Source organism: Hugenholtzia roseola DSM 9546 (genome assembly GCF_000422585.1).
GTDB lineage: Bacteria > Bacteroidota > Bacteroidia > Cytophagales > Bernardetiaceae > Hugenholtzia > Hugenholtzia roseola.
The window spans coordinates 1-17,043 of sequence record NZ_KE383880.1; the positions used below are offsets into that span (position 1 = coordinate 1).

The following is a 17,043-nucleotide window of genomic DNA, read 5'->3' on the forward strand; positions in this document are numbered from 1 at the left end:
CCCCCGTTGGGCGTAGTCTCCGACTACGACCTATCAGTGCGGCAAATCTTTGATTTGCGTTGTAAGATACTGCAAAAATAGCAAAAAACAAGTACAAAATGCTATTTTGTCTATGTTTTAATAGTAGCAGCCCTGCAAAGCTAAGATTTGCGGAATTGATAAGTCTTAGTCGCAGACTAAGCCTAACATTTAGTTTTGTTTTTTAATTATGGGAACACTACGCACAGCAGAGGGCTATGACCAGCAAAGCTAATAAAAACGTCGCTTTGTTTTAGCCTCTTCATAAGGTAAAAGCCAATTTTTAGGGAAACATCTATAATGAATGTCTTCTATTTTTCCTAAATAACAAAATTTTCCACCAAGCGCACCAAGCGCACGCCAAAGTAACACCTCCATGTAACCCATTTTCATTGGATTGAAATACCTTAAATCTAGTATTGTGTTTTTGTTATAATAAACTATTGAAGCATAACTTTTAGTTTGATTTGATATAAATTCTATCGCAATCTTATTTTTTTCAAGAAAAATATTAGACCAATCTTCTGGCAATTTTTCTATGATAGAATATGCTTCTTCACTATACTTAGCTTCTTGGCAAATAATCTGCATACCTGATAGCTCTTCCATTTTACTTCTAAGAGTAAAAGGGTCTGGTGCTCCTTCTTCAAACCAAACAGCATCAACTATATCTGTAGGAGGTAGGTCGTTCATGATTTTTTAAGTTTATTGTTGTTTAAACCATTCAAAAAGAAGTTTTGGAACTTGATGTACTCCCCGTTGGGCGTAGTCTCCGACTACGACCTATCAGTGCGGCAAATCTTAGATTTGCGTTGTAAGATACTGCAAAAATAGCAAAAAACAAATACAAAATGCTATTTTGTAGATGTTTTAATAGCAGCAGCCCTGCAAATCTAAGATTTGCTGGATTGATAAGTCTTAGTCGCAGACTAAGACTAACATTTGGGCTATTTTTTGGTTATGGGAATAATACGCACAACGGGGGGAGTAGTTATTCATAAACTTTAATTTATGATATTAAAACTAATCTTCTCCCTCCCAACCCTTTGAAGGCACTCTCCACGAGCCAAAGTCAGGCGGATTTTCTCTTAAGTATTTTCTTTCAGTATACCCGTGATTGAATAGGCTATTATTAAAGCCACGAGTTTGCTCTCGCCAGCCGAAAGTAATAACTTCTATAACTTCAGGGTCTTCGGTGTCTGAAATTATGTAATAGGGAGTACGAGGGTCTAAGGTAAAGCCCTTTATGCGTTTTGTAGTTTGAACAATAGTATCGCTACCTATTACATAGGTAGAAACAACTGTATCTTCGCCTACATTATAAGAGCGTATAAGTATAGATTCTCCAACATATTTATCGTTTTCTTTGGCGACCTCCTTGTCTTCATAGTTTTTAAATATAAAGGCAGCAAGAGGAGTATAACCATGATAAATATCATGGCTATATAAATAGTATTTTTTTTGACTATTTTTCCACTTGCGCAATTCTCTGACCCTATATGCAGGATATTTTTTTGTATCCACTTCATAGGAGTAATACTTGCTTTCACAAGATGTAAAAATAATAATTAAACCTAATAGTATTAGGTTTTGTTTTATCAAATAGTTGATAATATTATTAATTTTGTGGTTTATCTCTTTGTCCATAATTTTTAGCTCTGTGTTTGTATTTTCCTGATTCCCAATAAGGAGAATGTGTATCATCCCGTTTATTATATTGAGAGTAAACCGTTATCCTTCTTTTGGGATTTTCGTTTCTGTTTGGTGTAACAATAGAGAAATTTCCCCTCCCCCGTTGGGCGTAGTCTCCGACTACGACCTATCAGTGCGGCAAATCTTAGATTTGCGTTGTAAGATACTGCAAAAATAGCAAAAAACAAATACAAAATGCTGTTTTTTAGATGTTTTAATAGTAGCAGCCTTCCCCGTTGGGTACAGCAATGTATAAGTTCTACAAAAAGCCTTGTTTTGTCAAATTAGAAACAAAATAAAATTTGGTTTTGACACCCTCCCTTTGGAGGAGGGCAGGGTGGGGTTCATTCCTTTTTTATTTCAATCCAACTTCGGAAAAGGCAATGCCTTGTCCCTACAAATGTCCGCAATTTTTAAAAAGTCCTGACAAAGAAAACCACCTAACCAACCCTATTTCTATTTCACTATTTCACAATGCCCTGCATCATTTGAGCGCAAATCAAAGCCCTATACGTACCCAAAGCGTACCCCAAGACCGCCAAAAGTGCGCCCACAGGAGCAAGAGCAGGGTGAAAAGCCGAGGCAACCACAGGCGCGGAAGCCGCCCCCCCCAATATTCGCCTGACTGCCCACCGCCACAAAAAAGAACGGAGCGCGTATGAGATATGCCGTAAGCAAAAGAACAAGAATATGCACCAACATCCAAATAAGCCCCAAACTAATTACCCCCCAATTTTTGGCTACCTCGCCCAAATCCATCTTCATGCCGATACTTGCTACTAAAATATAAATAAAAATACTACCAACTTTTGAAGCACCTGCCCCTTCGAGCTTGCGAATAGGTGAAAAGGAATAAAGGACACCGATTGTTGTTGCCAAAACGACAAGCCAAAAGAAACCATCGGCAAACGTTGTGAGTCGCCACTGTGAAAGGGTCTCGATGTGAGTCTGCATATAGGGAGCAATCAGGTCTGCGCCCCAATGCGAAAGAGCCGTTGCACCAAAGGCTGCCGCCAAAATCTGGAAGTAGTCGGTAGTAGTCGGATTTTTCGCCACCTGCTTTTGATAATTCGTCAGGTCGGCTTTCAAAGACTCAATGGCACTGTTATCAGCTTTTAGCCAACGGTCTATTTTGTCGCTAATGCTTGCCCCATACAAGACCACTCCCATCCAGATATTCGCCACAAAGACATCGACGACTATCATAGCGGCAAAAAGATTATCGCTCGCCTGATAAATTTCCTTCATAGCCGCCTGATTTGCGCCCCCTCCAATCCAACTACCTGCAATCGTCGCCATGCCACGCCAAAGTTCCGTACCACCCGCCTGCTCTACCACTTCGGGAAAAAAAGCGTGCATTACCCAAAGCGAAATAGGTCCTCCTATCATCACACTGACCGTTCCTGCCAAAAACATCACAATAGCACGCCAGCCCAAATTGAGAACGCCTTTCAAATCGATGCCAATGCAAAGCAGCACCAAAGCCGCAGGAAGCAGGTAGCGCGAACTCACAAAATAGAGTTTAGAACTTTCGCCTGAAATGACATTAAAATAGGTGAGCAAGGCAGGCAAGAAATAACAAAGTACCAAGGCAGGCACAAACTTGTAAAACTTCTGAAAGATAGGATGTTGGCTGCGTTCTGTGGTGAAAATGAAGGCTAAAATTGTTATCAAAATTCCAAGAACGATAGCGTCGTTGGTAAAATAAGGTTGATTTTCCATTTTTTCTAAAAAAGGGGCGCGGCAGAAAGCCTATGTTTAGGGTGTTGTTGGGTTAGATTTCAAAGTAAGAAATTTTTTTAACAATAAGCAAGCCTTCACAAAAAAAAGTGCGCTCGGATATGATTTTTTTTTGAGTTGTGATGAAAAAGTCGTTTTTTATTTGGCATAGACAGAAAAACAAGGGGTTATTTCCGTGTGTATTAGATGCTGGTCTACCTGAAACTAATAAGGAGATTGCTTTTTATCAAAATTTCCAGCGATTTACAGCAAAATCTATCAACTCTTTATTTCTTATATTTATTTGATTGTCATCCCAATTTTTATATTGTATAAGGTCGTGTTCAATAATAAGTTTTGATTTTTTGTAAATTTCTTTTTTTATGTTAAATTCTTTATTTGAAAGCACAGAATTATCATAGGTAATGGTGAGATTGCCCAACTTATGTAAATTTTTGGAAGGTTCTCGATTGAGTGGATTTTGTGGTTCTATGTGTTCAACACTTAATTTTTTAGTCTTAAAATCATTACAAAAATCAGTAAAACTAAAAGGAAAAAAGTCAGAGTTTTTATATTTATGTAAGTAACATTCATACTCAAAAAAGAAATATGCTATTTCATCACTTTGTTGGTCATTAGCAAAATTGATACTTTGTAATGCCAGCCTAAAATTTTGAGTTGTGGCATATTCATTATTACATAGCAGTTCCTTTATGGTTTTTAACTCAGCCTTTTGAGAGTAGATTTGAAAGGCTAATTTATGAAAAATTGTCTGGGCGGCTTGCCCTTTTCTATTTCCTATTTTGTAAACTCTAAAAGAAAAAACTTCTAATATACGCAATATTTCCAATAATTCTATTTCTTTATATCTACTAAATAAAGAAATTAATAAAGGAATAAAATTTGTATCATTTCCAAGCCATGTAATTTTGCTTACAATATTTTTAACTTCTTCACTATGAAATTCCTTTCTTATTATTTTAGAATAAAAAGATGTAACATTAAATAAAAAATCTACGTAATTTTTTACATCATTCTTAGTACAGTTGTCTTTTATATTTAAATCTGATTTAATTTGTGCATGAATATCTGAATCATTAACACCTTTATATATAATATAAGAATATCGTAGTATATCATTTTCTGTTGTTGGAGTAGCTTTAATTCGCATCATTTCTTTAAATATATTTCCAAATGTATTATTTATATAATATGATAAATTTTCATCTTGTAATCTTGCTGAAAGAAATATAAGATAGTTTTTAACTTTATCTATTTGAGTTAAAGGTAGTCCTCTATTATTCATAGTTTCAAAAACCACTCCTACATCAGAATCTTTTGCTAAAGTATAAAAATTAACTTTAAATTTTGTCATCAAACAACTATAGAATTTTTGCAATTTTGTTATATCTTTATGACTTTCTAAAAAACGACTAATTTGCTTTTTAGCTTCGGCAAGATTTTCTTGAGATTTATTTTCATACTTATTTGGTAAATTAGAAACAGTGTTATTAATTATGTATTTTTTATAAAAATCATCACTATCACTATTCAAAGTTAGTATAGGATTATTCTGATATATAATATTTTTTAGTATATCTTCTAAAACGTCTTTATCTACTTTTAATGCGTTAAATCTATTATAGATGGCTTGAACAAAAATAGTAAATGTTGTAAATCTTTGCTGTCCATCAACTACATCAAATAGTTTAAATGTTTTTGGAAAAATCTCTCTACTCCCTTTTTCAATCAAGGTAATTGTCCCAGTGTAGTGTTCCTTAACCTTGTCGTCTTCTGCCGCTTCTTGCAAATCTTCCAAAAACTCTTTAACTTGTTGTGCCTGCCAAGCATAACCACGCTGATAGTTAGGAACATTAAACATTCCTTGTTGAAAAAATGCCTGTACTGTTATTAAATCCATTTTAAGTATTTGAGTTAATTAAACTGAGTTGAAATAGTAACGTTAGAACATAATCTTTATGCAAGTTACAACCATTATCTCATTATTCCAAATAAAAAATCTAAAAGCCTCAACCCTGCTCGAAAGTAGCATTTTCGAAGAGGATTGAGGCAATTTTATTAAAATTTTAAAAACTTATGATTTTGTTTATTCTAATCTATTTTTTAAATCTAAATCAAACCTTTCAGCATAGTTTTGCGCAATTTCATAACCAGCATCTGCATGGCGGATAACGCCCATAGCAGGGTCGTTGTGCAACACTCTTTTAAGGCGTTTTTTGGCTTCCTTTGTGCCATCTGCCAAAATGACCATGCCTGCATGAATCGAGTAACCCATACCGACTCCGCCGCCATGATGCAAAGAAACCCAAGTTGCGCCGCCTGCGGTATTGATAAGGGCATTTAGCACTGCCCAGTCTGCAATCGCATCAGAGCCGTCCTTCATGGCTTCGGTTTCGCGGTTAGGTGAAGCTACCGAGCCTGTATCGAGGTGGTCGCGCCCAATGACAATCGGGGCTTTCACAATTCCCTTTTTCACGAGCTTGTTCAAAGCCAAAGCCGCCTTCTGACGCTCCCCCATGCGCAGCCAACAGATACGCGCAGGAAGCCCCTGAAAGGCAATGCGCTCCTGTGCCATTTTTATCCAACGGTGCAAAGACTCATCTTCGGGGAAAAGTTCTAATAGCACTTTATCACATTCGTAGATATCCTGTGGGTCGCCTGAAAGGGCTGCAAAGCGGAAAGGACCCTTGCCCTCACAAAAGAGGGGGCGAATGTAGGCAGGCACAAAGCCGGGGAAAGCAAAGGCATTGTCGATGTGGCGTTGGTCGTGCGCTTGTCCGCGTAGGTTGTTGCCATAGTCGAAGACCACAGCTCCCCTTTTTTGCAATTCTACCATCTGCAAGACGTGACGCGCCATTGTATCCAAAGAGAGTTTGACATATTGCTGCGGATTTTCATTTCGCAAAACTGCTGCCTGCTCTACACTGATATTTTCGGGAAAATAGCCATTCAGTGGGTCGTGAGCGGAAGTCTGGTCGGTAAGCACATCGGGGGTGAGATTTCTATCTAAAAGACGCTGTAGCAAATCCACAATATTGCAAACTACCCCAATAGAAAGGGCTTCGCCGTTGGCTTTTGCAGCTAAGGCAGCATCAATGGCAGCATCTATGTCGTGTATTTTTTGGTCTAAATAGCGCGTTTCAAGGCGTTTATCGATGCGCCACTCTTCCATTTCGGCTGCCAAACATACGCCGCCATTCATCGTAACGGCTAAGGGTTGCGCTCCGCCCATACCTCCTAAACCTGCCGTAACGCTTAGTGTATTTTTAAGGCTGCCGCCAAAATGCTGCTGCGCAACGGCAGCAAAGGTTTCATACGTGCCTTGCACAATTCCCTGCGAACCAATATAAATCCACGAGCCTGCCGTCATCTGACCATACATAATCAGCCCTTTTTTATCTAATTCGTGAAAAGTGTCCCAATTTGCCCATCTTGGCACGAGCATAGAATTAGAAATCAAGACACGCGGCGCGTTTTTATGAGTAGGCAAAATCGCAACAGGCTTGCCCGACTGTATCAATAAAGTTTCGTCATCTTCTAAATCTTTGAGTGCCTTGACTATCAAATCAAAAGCCTCCCAGTTGCGTGCCGCCTTTCCAATGCCGCCATAAACGATAAGGTCTTCGGGTTTTTCGGCAACTTCGGGGTCTAAGTTATTGTAAAGCATGCGCAGGGCAGCCTCCTGCTGCCAACCTTTGGTATTGAGCAGATTGCCTTTTGGGGTCGCACCCATTTTAGAGATGTCGGTGATAGTATTCGAATCTAATTTTGAATCTAAGGTAGTGTCCATTTGTTTGTGGTGTGAATGGGTTTTGGAATCTAAATTTTGGAATAGCCAAAAATACACATTTTCATTCGAACCCTCAAAATAGCGCAAAAGTTTTCCTACTGCACCCCAAAAGCCGAAACGCCTCCCAAAGCCCTGCAATCGGGTTTAGGAGGCATCTTCTTGTTTGCTTTTGTAAGAAACGCTAATCAAGTCTTACTTTTTAAAAGTTTTGGCAAACCACAGTTGCGCCTTCGAAGGCTTGTTTTCGGGTCTTAAAAGCGGCTCCTGCTCTAAGGCAGCTTGTTCGGTCAGGTTGCTCACTTTGGGCATCAAAAGCCAAAGTAAAAGATAAACAGGCAGCGTCGCACCTTTCACCAAAAGCCCCCCTAAGAAAAGCGCACGTACTAAGGTTTCATCTATCCCTAAATATTTTGCCAAGCCCGAAGCTACTCCTGCAATTTTGCTATCTGTGGCACTGCGGCGCAATCGCTTGACATTGAAATCGCCCAAATCGGCAGAGGAAGGCGCAGCCATCCAAGCTACCAAATACGCCAATAGTGCGAAGCCCCCTGTCATAAATAGCCCTCCCACAAAGGCGAGGCGCGTCCAGAGCGGGTCTATTCCCAAATAGTGCGCCAGACCAGAGGCTACGCCGCCCAACTTTTTATGGCTTCGGTCTAAATAAAATTTGGTATTTTGTCGCATAGGCTTTGAATATGCCTGCTGACTGTTTATCGCTTGTTTGCCTTTCCATTGACGTTGTCTTTCAAAATAGAGCGCGTCTAAATCTATGCCTTCTGATAGGGCAATTTCGCGCGGCGTGCCTACCTGCAAAATCATCAATTCTATATCCTGCGCATCGATGGTGTATTTGGGCGGATTGAGGCGCAAAAGGAAAATTTCGGCGATACGGTTTTCCAAATCTTCCAGAATATTATCCAAATCTCCGCCTTGCGAGCCTTCGATTTTTTGGAAGGCTTGTTGTAGGCTAAAAAGATAGTTTTTGAGCGTTTCGTAATCGCGTGGCTCTATGTAAAAAGTGATGCCACCAATTTGAATTTCGTAGGGCGTAGCGTCCATAAAAGAAGGGGAATGAGAGGTAGTAATGAGAGGTAGTGAGGAAAAAGAGTGTGAGAACTTTTTTTGGAATAAGTAGAGAAAAAAAGATTTTCTTACAAAGGGCAATTTTTTTATCCGAAATAGCGCACAAAAAAGCAAAAACGATAAATTGTTTGTTTTTTTTGGGCTTTCACCTAATTTTCTACTTCGAAGAAGGCTAATTGAAGCTCGACTTTAAACCGAATTTTATCCTAAAATTTAGCCTAAAATTCAAGCCAAAATCCTACTTAGTTTTGGGTCAGATTTAAGATGCAAACTTAGCCGCTCTTTCAGTGCTTGGTTCGCTTGCCGTTTGAGGGGTCAGAATTTGAGCGGTAGCATTTTGAAGTTGTGTCCAACTTTGCAGCAACCCCAGATATACGGCTCTGCCCTGCGGCGTAATTTGGTAATATTTGCGCGGCGGTGCGCCTACGGCTTCGCGCCAAGCGTATGTGAGCAAGCCTGCCTTTTGCAGCCGATTGAGCAATGGATAAAGCGTGCCTTCCACCACAATTAGCGTCGCTGCCTTCAATTCTACGAGCATATCACCTGCATAAGTTTCCTGTCGCGCCAAGATTGATAAGACACACAGTTCTAAAATGCCTTTGCGCATCTGCACTTGCGCATTTTCTAAGGTGTTTAGATTGGTGTTTAGGTTCGTCGGTTCGGTTGTGTTCATAAAAAAGAAAGGACAAAAGGTAGAGTAAGAAGGTGCGAAAAGCAAAGCCCCTTGCATTTTTGTACGCAACCTTGTATAAAAAGTTACTTGGCAATACAAGGTAGTGAAATTTTTTTTCTCTTTTTTTTGTTTTGATAAAAAAAGCTGCTACCTTTGCAGAACCAAAAGGGGAATTAGCTCAGCTGGCTAGAGCGCTTGCATGGCATGCAAGAGGTCGTCGGTTCGACTCCGATATTCTCCACTCTTTTAAATAAACTGAAAAAACTTCTTTTTTAGCTCCAAAGGCAAAAAAGAAGTTTTTTTTATGACTTTTTCCAAAGTTTTTTTCCAAAAATTAGGTACAAATGTAGGGACAAGGCACTGCCTTGTCCCTACAATACATTTGCGAAAAGCTACTCCGTTCCTAATTTAGATTGGGCAATTACTTGGCTCAAATTTGTGCCTTTTAGCAAATTGGAAAAGACTTCGGCAATGCTTTTCCCTCCTAAAATAGCAAGTGGGGACATAGATTCCGCCATTTTTTCGGCTAAGGCTTTATCGCCAAAGGCTTGCAGGGCTGCTACCAAATCGGGCGACACTGCCTCGGCTTTCGCCACTACCGCCTCTACTTCCGACTTGACTTTGAGCAACTGCTGTTCTAATTTGCGCTGTGCAATCGCAATCTCCAAATCGCTGGCTTTCTGCTGACGCAGAAGTTCGGCATCTTGGATAGTATTGAGCGACTCTTGCTCGGAAAGTTTGGCTTTTAGGTGCAATTCGTCTGTTTCTAAATCAGATTTGATTTCAGCTATCTGCACTTCCAACTGCTTTCGTATTTCCTGAATTTTCAAATCCAACTTATTTTGGGTCGTTTCCGATTGCGTCTGTGCAATTTGACGGTTGATGTGTTCGCTTTCCTGTGTAAATTCGAGTTTGCGCTTTTCGCCTGCAATGCGCAAGGTCTGTTTGACAACTTCCTGCTGCGAAGAAATAAGCAAGCTCTCTATTGCCGTATCAGTAAGGCGCAAATCCAGCACTTCTACGTCGTAGATGCGCATGCCATTTTCGGCAAAAGCGCGTCCTGCCCGCTTGCCCTCTTCGTTGGGCTGCCCCAAAATCGCATCTCTTAGAATGTTGATGCCATTGGCGTAAAATTCCATGATGGGGTAGCGTTTGACGATATTGCGGATAAAAGAGCGCAGGTGGTCGGTAAGGAATTTGACGTAATTTTCCACATCAAACCAAACATCTGGATTGCCCTCGAAATTAACGCGATAGGAAAGCAGGATATTCACTTGGGTAAAATCTGCCGACTCTGCCACTACCAAATCCGAAACCTTATTATACAAGACGCGCAAATAGACCGACTTTTCCGTAGCGGAGCTATTTTTCGGGATTCCTGTCGAAAATTCCATAGCCTCCAAACTCTCCTCATACTCCAAAGAATAGGATTGAGGACCTACAATGACCTTTCGCGTGCCTGTTTTGCTCACAACTAAAATGGCATATCCTGTCCAGACCGAAATCGTAACTGCACCTTCGTATTTGGTATCGAGCGTGATAGTGCGCGGCGGCATATATTGTGTGCCTCTGTTAAATTCATCACCTGCAATTTCGTCTGAAATGCGCTCTTTGCGCTTGGGTGCAGCTAAGGCGCGTTCGGAAGGGGCAGGCGGCGGAGTTTGTTTGAGTTGTTGGTCTTCTACAAAATTTTCCGAACCTGCCATCGCTTGTAGGGCTTGGTTGTAGGCTAAGGCTTCGTTGTTACCCGGAAACCAAAGGGCTACCTGTTTGGGCGAAAGCACCCTTCTGACCAAAACAAATTCCCTTGGGTCGGGCAAAAACATAGCGGGACCTTTCATGAGCGAAACCGTACCTGTTTTTCGGTTCAAATAATAACGCCCTTCACCCGCAGGAATCGCAATGGCATGGTAGCGTTCTTTGTTGCCGTACTTGATAAGGGCGTGTTCGGGGCGCGGATAGTACATCATTTGGTCTTTGCCTGTGATAAAAATTTCGTCGCCTTCTTTGTAGGAAACGCCATTTTCTTCATAAGGCGCGATAACCTTGATATAAAGACCGCTCATCTCATTTAGCTCGATGGCTCTAAACTTTCTTGCGCCGTCTTTGTGGATAAATTCTTCGGTAGGTTCGGGAAAAACCACTTTGGGACCTTGAATGTAGCGTTTGTTGCCGTCTTCATTCAAAAGAATACAATACTCTAAGCGTTCTAAGGTTACGGCTTCGCGCACATAACTGCCATTTTCGTCGCGCACTACCTCTATACCTGTGGGCGGAATGTAGAAAGACACCTCGTCGCCACGAATGACCAACATCTTGCCTAAGGTAAGGTCGGGAATTTCCTCCTGTACGGTATCTTCGGCAGGCTCACCCGTTTTGGTTTTCATAACGGCATTTGTCCAATTTTTTCGCGCCTCTATTTCATCATAGACGCGCACCAAAAGGTATTGATTTGAGCGCAAGTCGTGTCCCTGCACAACCCTTGCCATCTGCCCTGCCCAAAGTGCAAAGGAAACAGGACCGGGCAAATTCACCTTCCTACCCACATTGAGTTCCGCCAAATTATTAGAAGTGCCAATTTTAGGCGGCAAATTGTCCTTAGATGGATTTTTCAAAACTACATACCAGCCTTCAGGCGCAATCACAAAGGGGCGAATGGAATCCTCCAAATTGCACTTTTCAAAGCGTTTGGTGTAATCGTCGAACATCACAGGACGGTCGGTATTAGCAAGGCTCGTCTTGTAAGGACCGACATAAACATTGATATTGCCTTTGGTTTGGTCGGAAATAAAGGCGTATTCGTTGGGGGCAAGCACTAAATCGCGCTCTCGGCTATTTTCTGACATAAAGAAAGAGGGTTAAAAGTGTGAATAAAAAAGGTGGTCGCTTAGTGTATAAAAAACACTTTCCTTATTTTGCTTAACGTAAAAAATACACGAAGGTTTGTTTTCCGCCTTTAAAGTAGGGTTTTTTTTTCTATCCAAAAAATAATAAGCCCTGCCAATGACGACAAGAGATTTGTTTGGGCATTGTAGAATGGTTATTTTTTGCTCCTCGAGCTTGAAGACAAGCCTTTCTTAAATTATATTTTTCATATCTTTGTCAAAATGGGCTTACAGAAGCATCTTTTATGAGCTGGTAAGCAAGATACTTTATGTACGGAAAACGTATTATCTTATTTACAACTAAGTATTAGAAAAACGCCCTTGTGAAATTCTCGCACTGTTTGGACAAAGCAGACTTTGTCCCTACTAAGTAAGATTGGGGCAGGAGTTCCTAAGATAAGAGATTTCTGTATGTTCTCAAAAGTTTTTGTTTTTAAATAAAATATCTTTTTGCGCATTTATGACAAATGAGAAACCTCTTTTCCGTACATTTTTGCAGTCGCCACAGCAGTATGGCAGGTTAGAGGCGTGGTGGAAAAAGCAATTTGTAGCCTATTTTCCAGATTGTCCCGATTGTAAAATAAATTGGCACAAGGCTCAATATGCTAACGGCACACCACTACGCGACGGAAATCCTATTTTTACTGTTTATATTCCTAAAATAGGTAAAAATATTCGCATTGTGCAAGAAGCCCTCGAAGATGAACAGGATATTCACCTCGACACTTGGACTGATAAGAAATATTATCAAGACAAACTCGTTCCCGAACTCGTGATTGCGCTGACCCTTACCAAAGAAACCGCAAAAGAGGCTTTTGCTTGTATGGCAGAATGGCAGCGCGGACAATTCCAACAAGTATAGCACCAGTTTTGGAAACCAAAACCCAAATTCCCAACTTTACTACTCCCTTTATTATGGCTATTGCAAAACCTTTCAACTTACAAGCGTGGATAGACGAAAACCGCCACTTGCTCAAACCGCCCGTCGGCAATCAGCAGATTTATCACCAAAACCAAGATTATATCGTTATGGTGGTAGGCGGTCCTAATTCCCGAAAAGATTACCACTACAACGAAGGCGAAGAACTTTTCTACCAACTCGAAGGCGACATCGTGGTCAAAATTATTCAACCCGACGGCACACCTGCCGACATTGCCATCAAAGCAGGCGAAATGTTTTTGCTTCCTGCCAAAATCCCCCATTCACCGCAACGCCCTGCGGGGTCGGTAGGATTGGTCATAGAAAGATACCGAAAGGCAGAGGAAAAAGACGGTTTTCTGTGGTTTTGTGAAAATTGTGGGCATAAACTCTACGAGGAATATTTTACCCTGACCGATATAGTGGTACAACTTCCCAAAGTAATGCAGACTTTTTACAATTCCGAAGACCTGCGCACCTGCCAAAAATGTAATACCCAAATGCAAAAACCCTAATGCTTTTGCAGCCTTTCTATTCGCAAGTTTCGGAATAAAACAACTCTGTTCGGTTCTGTAATATCAATGGCTCACGTAGGGACAAGGCAGTGTCTTGTCCCTGCACTAAACAAAAACTTTTGAAGTCTAAACTTACTGCGCCCTGCCTTTTTGCGAGAACGACAGGAAGAAAAAATCAAAAACACAAAAAAAGCCTTCTCTTTTGGAGAAGGCTTTTAGTGGGCGCAATAGGATTCGAACCTATGACCCCCTGCTTGTAAGGCAGGTGCTCTGAACCAGCTGAGCTATGCGCCCGATTTAAACGGCATTTAAACTATGTTTAAAAGGTGAGAAAGGTTTTGCTAAATCAAGTTCGCTACGGCTATAATATCTGTGCTGTAATGCTTGCTTTTATTAGCGTCTGCCTTCTTTGTTCTGTTTTGGTGATGCAAAGATGCAGGCTTTTTTTCGAACTTCCAAATGAGAACGCCTTTTTTTTCGTCTTTTTTTTGATGTTTTTTCTAAGTGTTTCATTTTCAAGGCTCTAAAAAAGGAAAAAAATAGAAACTTTGGCTACTTATTTTTCAAATTGCGGAAAAATACGCGCCTCAATCGCATTTTCTATCCCCTCGTAAAAACAGAAATATTGAAAGTCGGCATCAAGATTTTTTTTCATGTCAGGCAAAACGCCTTTCCAAAAGTTGGCAAAGGGCGACACAAAGGTTTCCGCTTTCGTAGGGTCAATAAGGCACAAGACAAGGGCTTCTTGCTGCCACTGCATAGGATTTTGATTAAAATTTTGTGCAAGCATAGGCACTAAGCTCTCCAAAAAATGGGCTTTTTCGGGAAACAGCTCTTTGATTTTACCAAAAACAAAAAGTAGATAAAGGCGTAGCGTCTTGGCAGGTGCAAAATCGAGGTAGTCAGGGTTATGCCAAATGGCACTTTTTTGTCCCTTTTCGAGCCAAAAAAGGTAGGTTTCTGAAAAAGACGCGCCCTTTTCCAAGAGATGAAGTATCGCAAGCGAAAGCAATCCTATCCAGTCATAACCTTTCGGACTTTCCCATAGAAACATCAGGGCTGCAAAGGTTTGCTCAAACCGCACTTTTAGGGCTGCAAGTAGGGCTTTTTCCTGCACTACTTTTTCGGCATATTCGCCTTTTTGATAGTCATGACCCCACGACTCAAATATTTCTTGGTGCTGCAAATAGTAGGTGCTGCCCTTCGAAAAAGCATAAAGCAACTCGACAATTTCTTTGGCTTGCGGCTTTTCGAGGTGCCAAATAAGCCTTGTCAGAAAGGGAATAGCAGCAACAGAAGCCTCATAAATTGTACCCTGATGCACAAGCAGGGAGGCAAGCTCATTAAAATTTTTGTTGAAAACTTTTTCAACTTTTTTGTTCTTTTTAAACTCTAATTCCGTTGGGCTGCCTTGCAGATTTTGGTCTTTTTCGGGGCTAAGTTTCCAAAAAAGAAGCAAAATGTCGGCAATCTGTGAAGACTCACTTTGATAGGCATTGGGCAAATGCTGCCACGCAACGGCACGAAGGGCAATTTCAAAATCGGCAAGCAGGTTGGAAGGCAGGTCGGAAGGCAGGTCGGAAAGCATGAGCGCGTTTTCAAGGTTTTATAGTCGGAAAGGTGCAAGCTAAGAAAAAAAATGGTAACCCAAGCGCAAAATTGGTTAGGCTTTTCGAAGCAAACTAAGCCAAAACCAAGTGGATTTCGGCGTTTCCGAAGGGCGCGTTTGGCGTGCCTCCCTGACTAAATCGTCTATCAATTTTTCAGCCATCGCAGGATAGGGCGCGTGAACGCCTTTTTCCAAAGCCAACCAATAGTGGATATGCCCGTAGTGCTTTTTCTTCAAACTTTTCAAGACCTGCACCCCCATTTTTTTCAGGGCGGCGGCGTTGTAGTGCTGTTCAAGTTGGTCTTTCATAGGGACAACCAGCAACTTTTTGCCCAAAAAAAGAGCTTCGGCAGGCGTTTCAAAACCTGCACCAGCAATGACGCCGCGCGAAGTGCGGAGGCTTTCGGTAAAATTTTCTAAGTCGATGGGGAAGATAGAAAAATTATCTATCTTTCTGATAGTCAGGGCAGTTTTTGAGAAAATGTGCCACTTTTCAAAGGGAAAATGCTTGCACATCTTGACTACCTTTTCATCACTATAAGCAGGCAGATAGACCGTATAATGTTCACCTTCTTCAATTTGTGCTTGTCGGATTCCCTTTCGGATAAGAGGGGGATATATTTTTTCGCCCAAGTCTAAAAAATGGAAACCATACCGCTCGCGTGTAGGCGCGTAATTTTTTAGCACCCACTCGCCAATTTGCACCGCCCACCGCCACCGCTCTAAATCGGGTTTGGGAACTTCGGGGTGAAAAAGTGCCGCCTGATTGCTTAGGGCAAAGCAAGTTTTGCCACGCAGCCGCGCCGCCCAAGCGGAAATGGGTTCGAAGTCGGAAATGATAAGGTCGTACTGACCAAGTGGCAACCTTTGAATGTCGCGCCAAAGTCGCCATAATTTGGCTTTTTGCAGCGTTTTAAAAAGGTCGATGCCGCCCTTTTTGCCAAAGGCGAAACTTAGCCCATGCGCACGATAGCGCACCTGATAGGGTAGTACCAAATCGGAAGAAGTGCCACTTAGCAAAATATCTACTTCGCCTTTTTTTTTCAGAATCGGAATTAGCTCGCAGGCACGCGCAATATGTCCGTTTCCTGTGGCTTGGGTTGCGTATAGGATTCTCATTTTTTTGTTTTGGTCTAATTATTTTATTTTTTCAAATTCTGCACCTACTACCTCGCCTACCATTTGTCCGAATAAGACTTTTAAGTCCATATTTTCCATAAGCGGCTCTATATCAATCGCTTGCGTTTCCAAATCCTGCCCATATTGATAGAGATGCCAACTGCCCTGACGGTATTCCAAAGCCGTTAGGTTTTCTACCCAATCGCCCGAATTAAGATAGCAGACCTGTTTTCCTTCTCTTTGAAAAGTGCGCATCAAAGGCTGATGCGTGTGTCCGCAGATGACGTAATCGTAGCCCTGTGCTAAGGCGATGTCGGCGGCAGTTTGCTCAAAACTGTGTTTGATTTGTTTGGAAGATTTCACTCTTTTCTTGACACTTTCCTTGATTCTTTTGGAAAGTGAAATTTTGCCAAAGCCTAATTTTTTTGAAAAAAAATTGACGATTTTATTGAGAAAAATAAGAAAGGCATAGCCCTTTGCGCCCCATTGGGCAATCCACTTGGAATGTTGCATGGTTACGTCGAAGACATCGCCATGGAAAAACCACGCCGTTTTGCCGTCTAAATTGAGTTTGACTTTGTTGCAAATTTCTACATTGACTAAGCGCAAGCCAATAAATTTGCGCATCATCTCGTCGTGATTGCCTGCCACATAGTACATGCGCTTGCCCTGTGCAGCCCAATCCAAAAGTTGGCGCAAGACCTGCACATGGGCTTTTGGAAAATAACTGCGGCTAAATTGCCAGCCGTCGATAAGGTCGCCATTGAGGACTACTACCTGCGGCTCTATCGAGTGTAAATACTGCAATAGGGCTTCCGCCTTTGCGCCATACGTACCCAAATGGACATCGGAAAATACCAAAAGTTCTACCTTACGCCTCATAAAAGTTGTGTTTGAAAAGGTGATACGATAAACCGAATAAGTCTTTTAATAGAAGCAAGATAGGCTAAGGCTTTCAACGTGTAATGTAAAAAAAATGAAAAAGCGGTGAAATTTGGGC

At 41.3% G+C, this 17,043-nt stretch carries 13 protein-coding genes, 2 tRNA genes and 1 pseudogene; 3 read left to right on the top strand and 13 right to left on the bottom strand.

Going from position 1 to position 17,043, the window contains the following annotated elements:
* Positions 1-249: 249 nt before the first annotated feature.
* The 8 genes and pseudogenes from G500_RS0112140 to G500_RS0112180 all read right to left on the bottom strand — a co-directional run bounded on the left by G500_RS0112140 (position 250) and on the right by G500_RS0112180 (position 8,996).
* Positions 250-711, bottom strand: coding sequence for a hypothetical protein (locus G500_RS0112140; protein ID WP_027002753.1), 462 nt, complete (start codon positions 709-711; stop codon positions 250-252).
* Between the two features lie 330 nt (positions 712-1,041).
* Positions 1,042-1,722 carry a hypothetical protein gene (locus G500_RS0112145; protein ID WP_154657144.1) on the bottom strand — a complete coding sequence of 227 codons (681 nt, stop codon included), beginning with the start codon at positions 1,720-1,722 and terminating at the stop codon, positions 1,042-1,044.
* Positions 1,723-2,174: 452 nt separating this feature from the next.
* A complete protein-coding gene (locus G500_RS26555) occupies positions 2,175-2,300 on the bottom strand; it encodes a DUF819 family protein (protein WP_342664606.1) in 126 nt (41 codons plus the stop codon).
* A 73-nt stretch (positions 2,301-2,373) separates the two neighbouring features.
* Positions 2,374-3,432 (bottom strand): annotated as a pseudogene (locus G500_RS23380) (DUF819 family protein); the annotation flags it as partial.
* A 244-nt stretch (positions 3,433-3,676) separates the two neighbouring features.
* Entirely contained in the window at positions 3,677-5,350 is a 1,674-nt protein-coding gene (locus G500_RS0112160; RefSeq protein WP_027002755.1) for a DUF262 domain-containing protein, read from the bottom strand.
* 186 nt (positions 5,351-5,536) lie between these two features.
* Positions 5,537-7,183 (bottom strand): urocanate hydratase, encoded by a 1,647-nt coding sequence (hutU, locus tag G500_RS0112165; protein ID WP_035757378.1) that lies wholly within the window; start codon positions 7,181-7,183, stop codon positions 5,537-5,539.
* 249 nt (positions 7,184-7,432) lie between these two features.
* Positions 7,433-8,299: a PspC domain-containing protein gene (locus G500_RS0112170; protein WP_027002757.1), complete on the bottom strand. Its 867-nt coding sequence runs from the start codon at positions 8,297-8,299 to the stop codon at positions 7,433-7,435.
* 283 nt (positions 8,300-8,582) lie between these two features.
* Complete coding sequence (locus G500_RS0112180; RefSeq protein ID WP_051203605.1) at positions 8,583-8,996, bottom strand: PadR family transcriptional regulator; 414 nt, start codon at positions 8,994-8,996, stop codon at positions 8,583-8,585.
* Positions 8,997-9,163: 167 nt separating this feature from the next.
* Between G500_RS0112180 and G500_RS0112190 the strand changes: the two genes are divergently transcribed.
* Positions 9,164-9,237, top strand: a tRNA-Ala gene (locus G500_RS0112190).
* Between the two features lie 151 nt (positions 9,238-9,388).
* On the opposite strand, the gene G500_RS0112195 is transcribed toward G500_RS0112190, so the two are convergent.
* On the bottom strand, positions 9,389-11,842 hold the full coding sequence (locus G500_RS0112195) for a hypothetical protein (protein WP_027002759.1): 2,454 nt from the start codon (positions 11,840-11,842) through the stop codon (positions 9,389-9,391).
* Between the two features lie 499 nt (positions 11,843-12,341).
* Here G500_RS0112195 and G500_RS0112210 point away from each other — a divergent pair, with 499 nt between their 5' ends.
* Together G500_RS0112210 and G500_RS0112215 are read left to right on the top strand one after the other, a co-directional pair.
* Positions 12,342-12,743, top strand: a complete 402-nt coding sequence (locus G500_RS0112210) for a hypothetical protein (protein ID WP_027002760.1) — start codon at positions 12,342-12,344, stop codon at positions 12,741-12,743.
* A gap of 53 nt (positions 12,744-12,796) precedes the next feature.
* A complete protein-coding gene (locus tag G500_RS0112215; protein ID WP_027002761.1) occupies positions 12,797-13,315 on the top strand; it encodes a 3-hydroxyanthranilate 3,4-dioxygenase in 519 nt (172 codons plus the stop codon).
* A 219-nt stretch (positions 13,316-13,534) separates the two neighbouring features.
* Here G500_RS0112215 and G500_RS0112220 read toward each other — a convergent pair.
* From G500_RS0112220 to G500_RS0112235, 4 genes are all read right to left on the bottom strand, one after another.
* A tRNA-Val gene (locus G500_RS0112220) sits at positions 13,535-13,609 on the bottom strand.
* Positions 13,610-13,871: 262 nt separating this feature from the next.
* Positions 13,872-14,903, bottom strand: a complete 1,032-nt coding sequence (locus tag G500_RS0112225; protein ID WP_027002762.1) for a hypothetical protein — start codon at positions 14,901-14,903, stop codon at positions 13,872-13,874.
* 75 nt (positions 14,904-14,978) lie between these two features.
* Positions 14,979-16,043: a glycosyltransferase family protein gene (locus tag G500_RS23385; RefSeq protein WP_051203545.1), complete on the bottom strand. Its 1,065-nt coding sequence runs from the start codon at positions 16,041-16,043 to the stop codon at positions 14,979-14,981.
* A gap of 18 nt (positions 16,044-16,061) precedes the next feature.
* Positions 16,062-16,925 (bottom strand): UDP-2,3-diacylglucosamine diphosphatase, encoded by an 864-nt coding sequence (locus G500_RS0112235; protein ID WP_035757339.1) that lies wholly within the window; start codon positions 16,923-16,925, stop codon positions 16,062-16,064.
* Positions 16,926-17,043 lie beyond the last annotated feature (118 nt).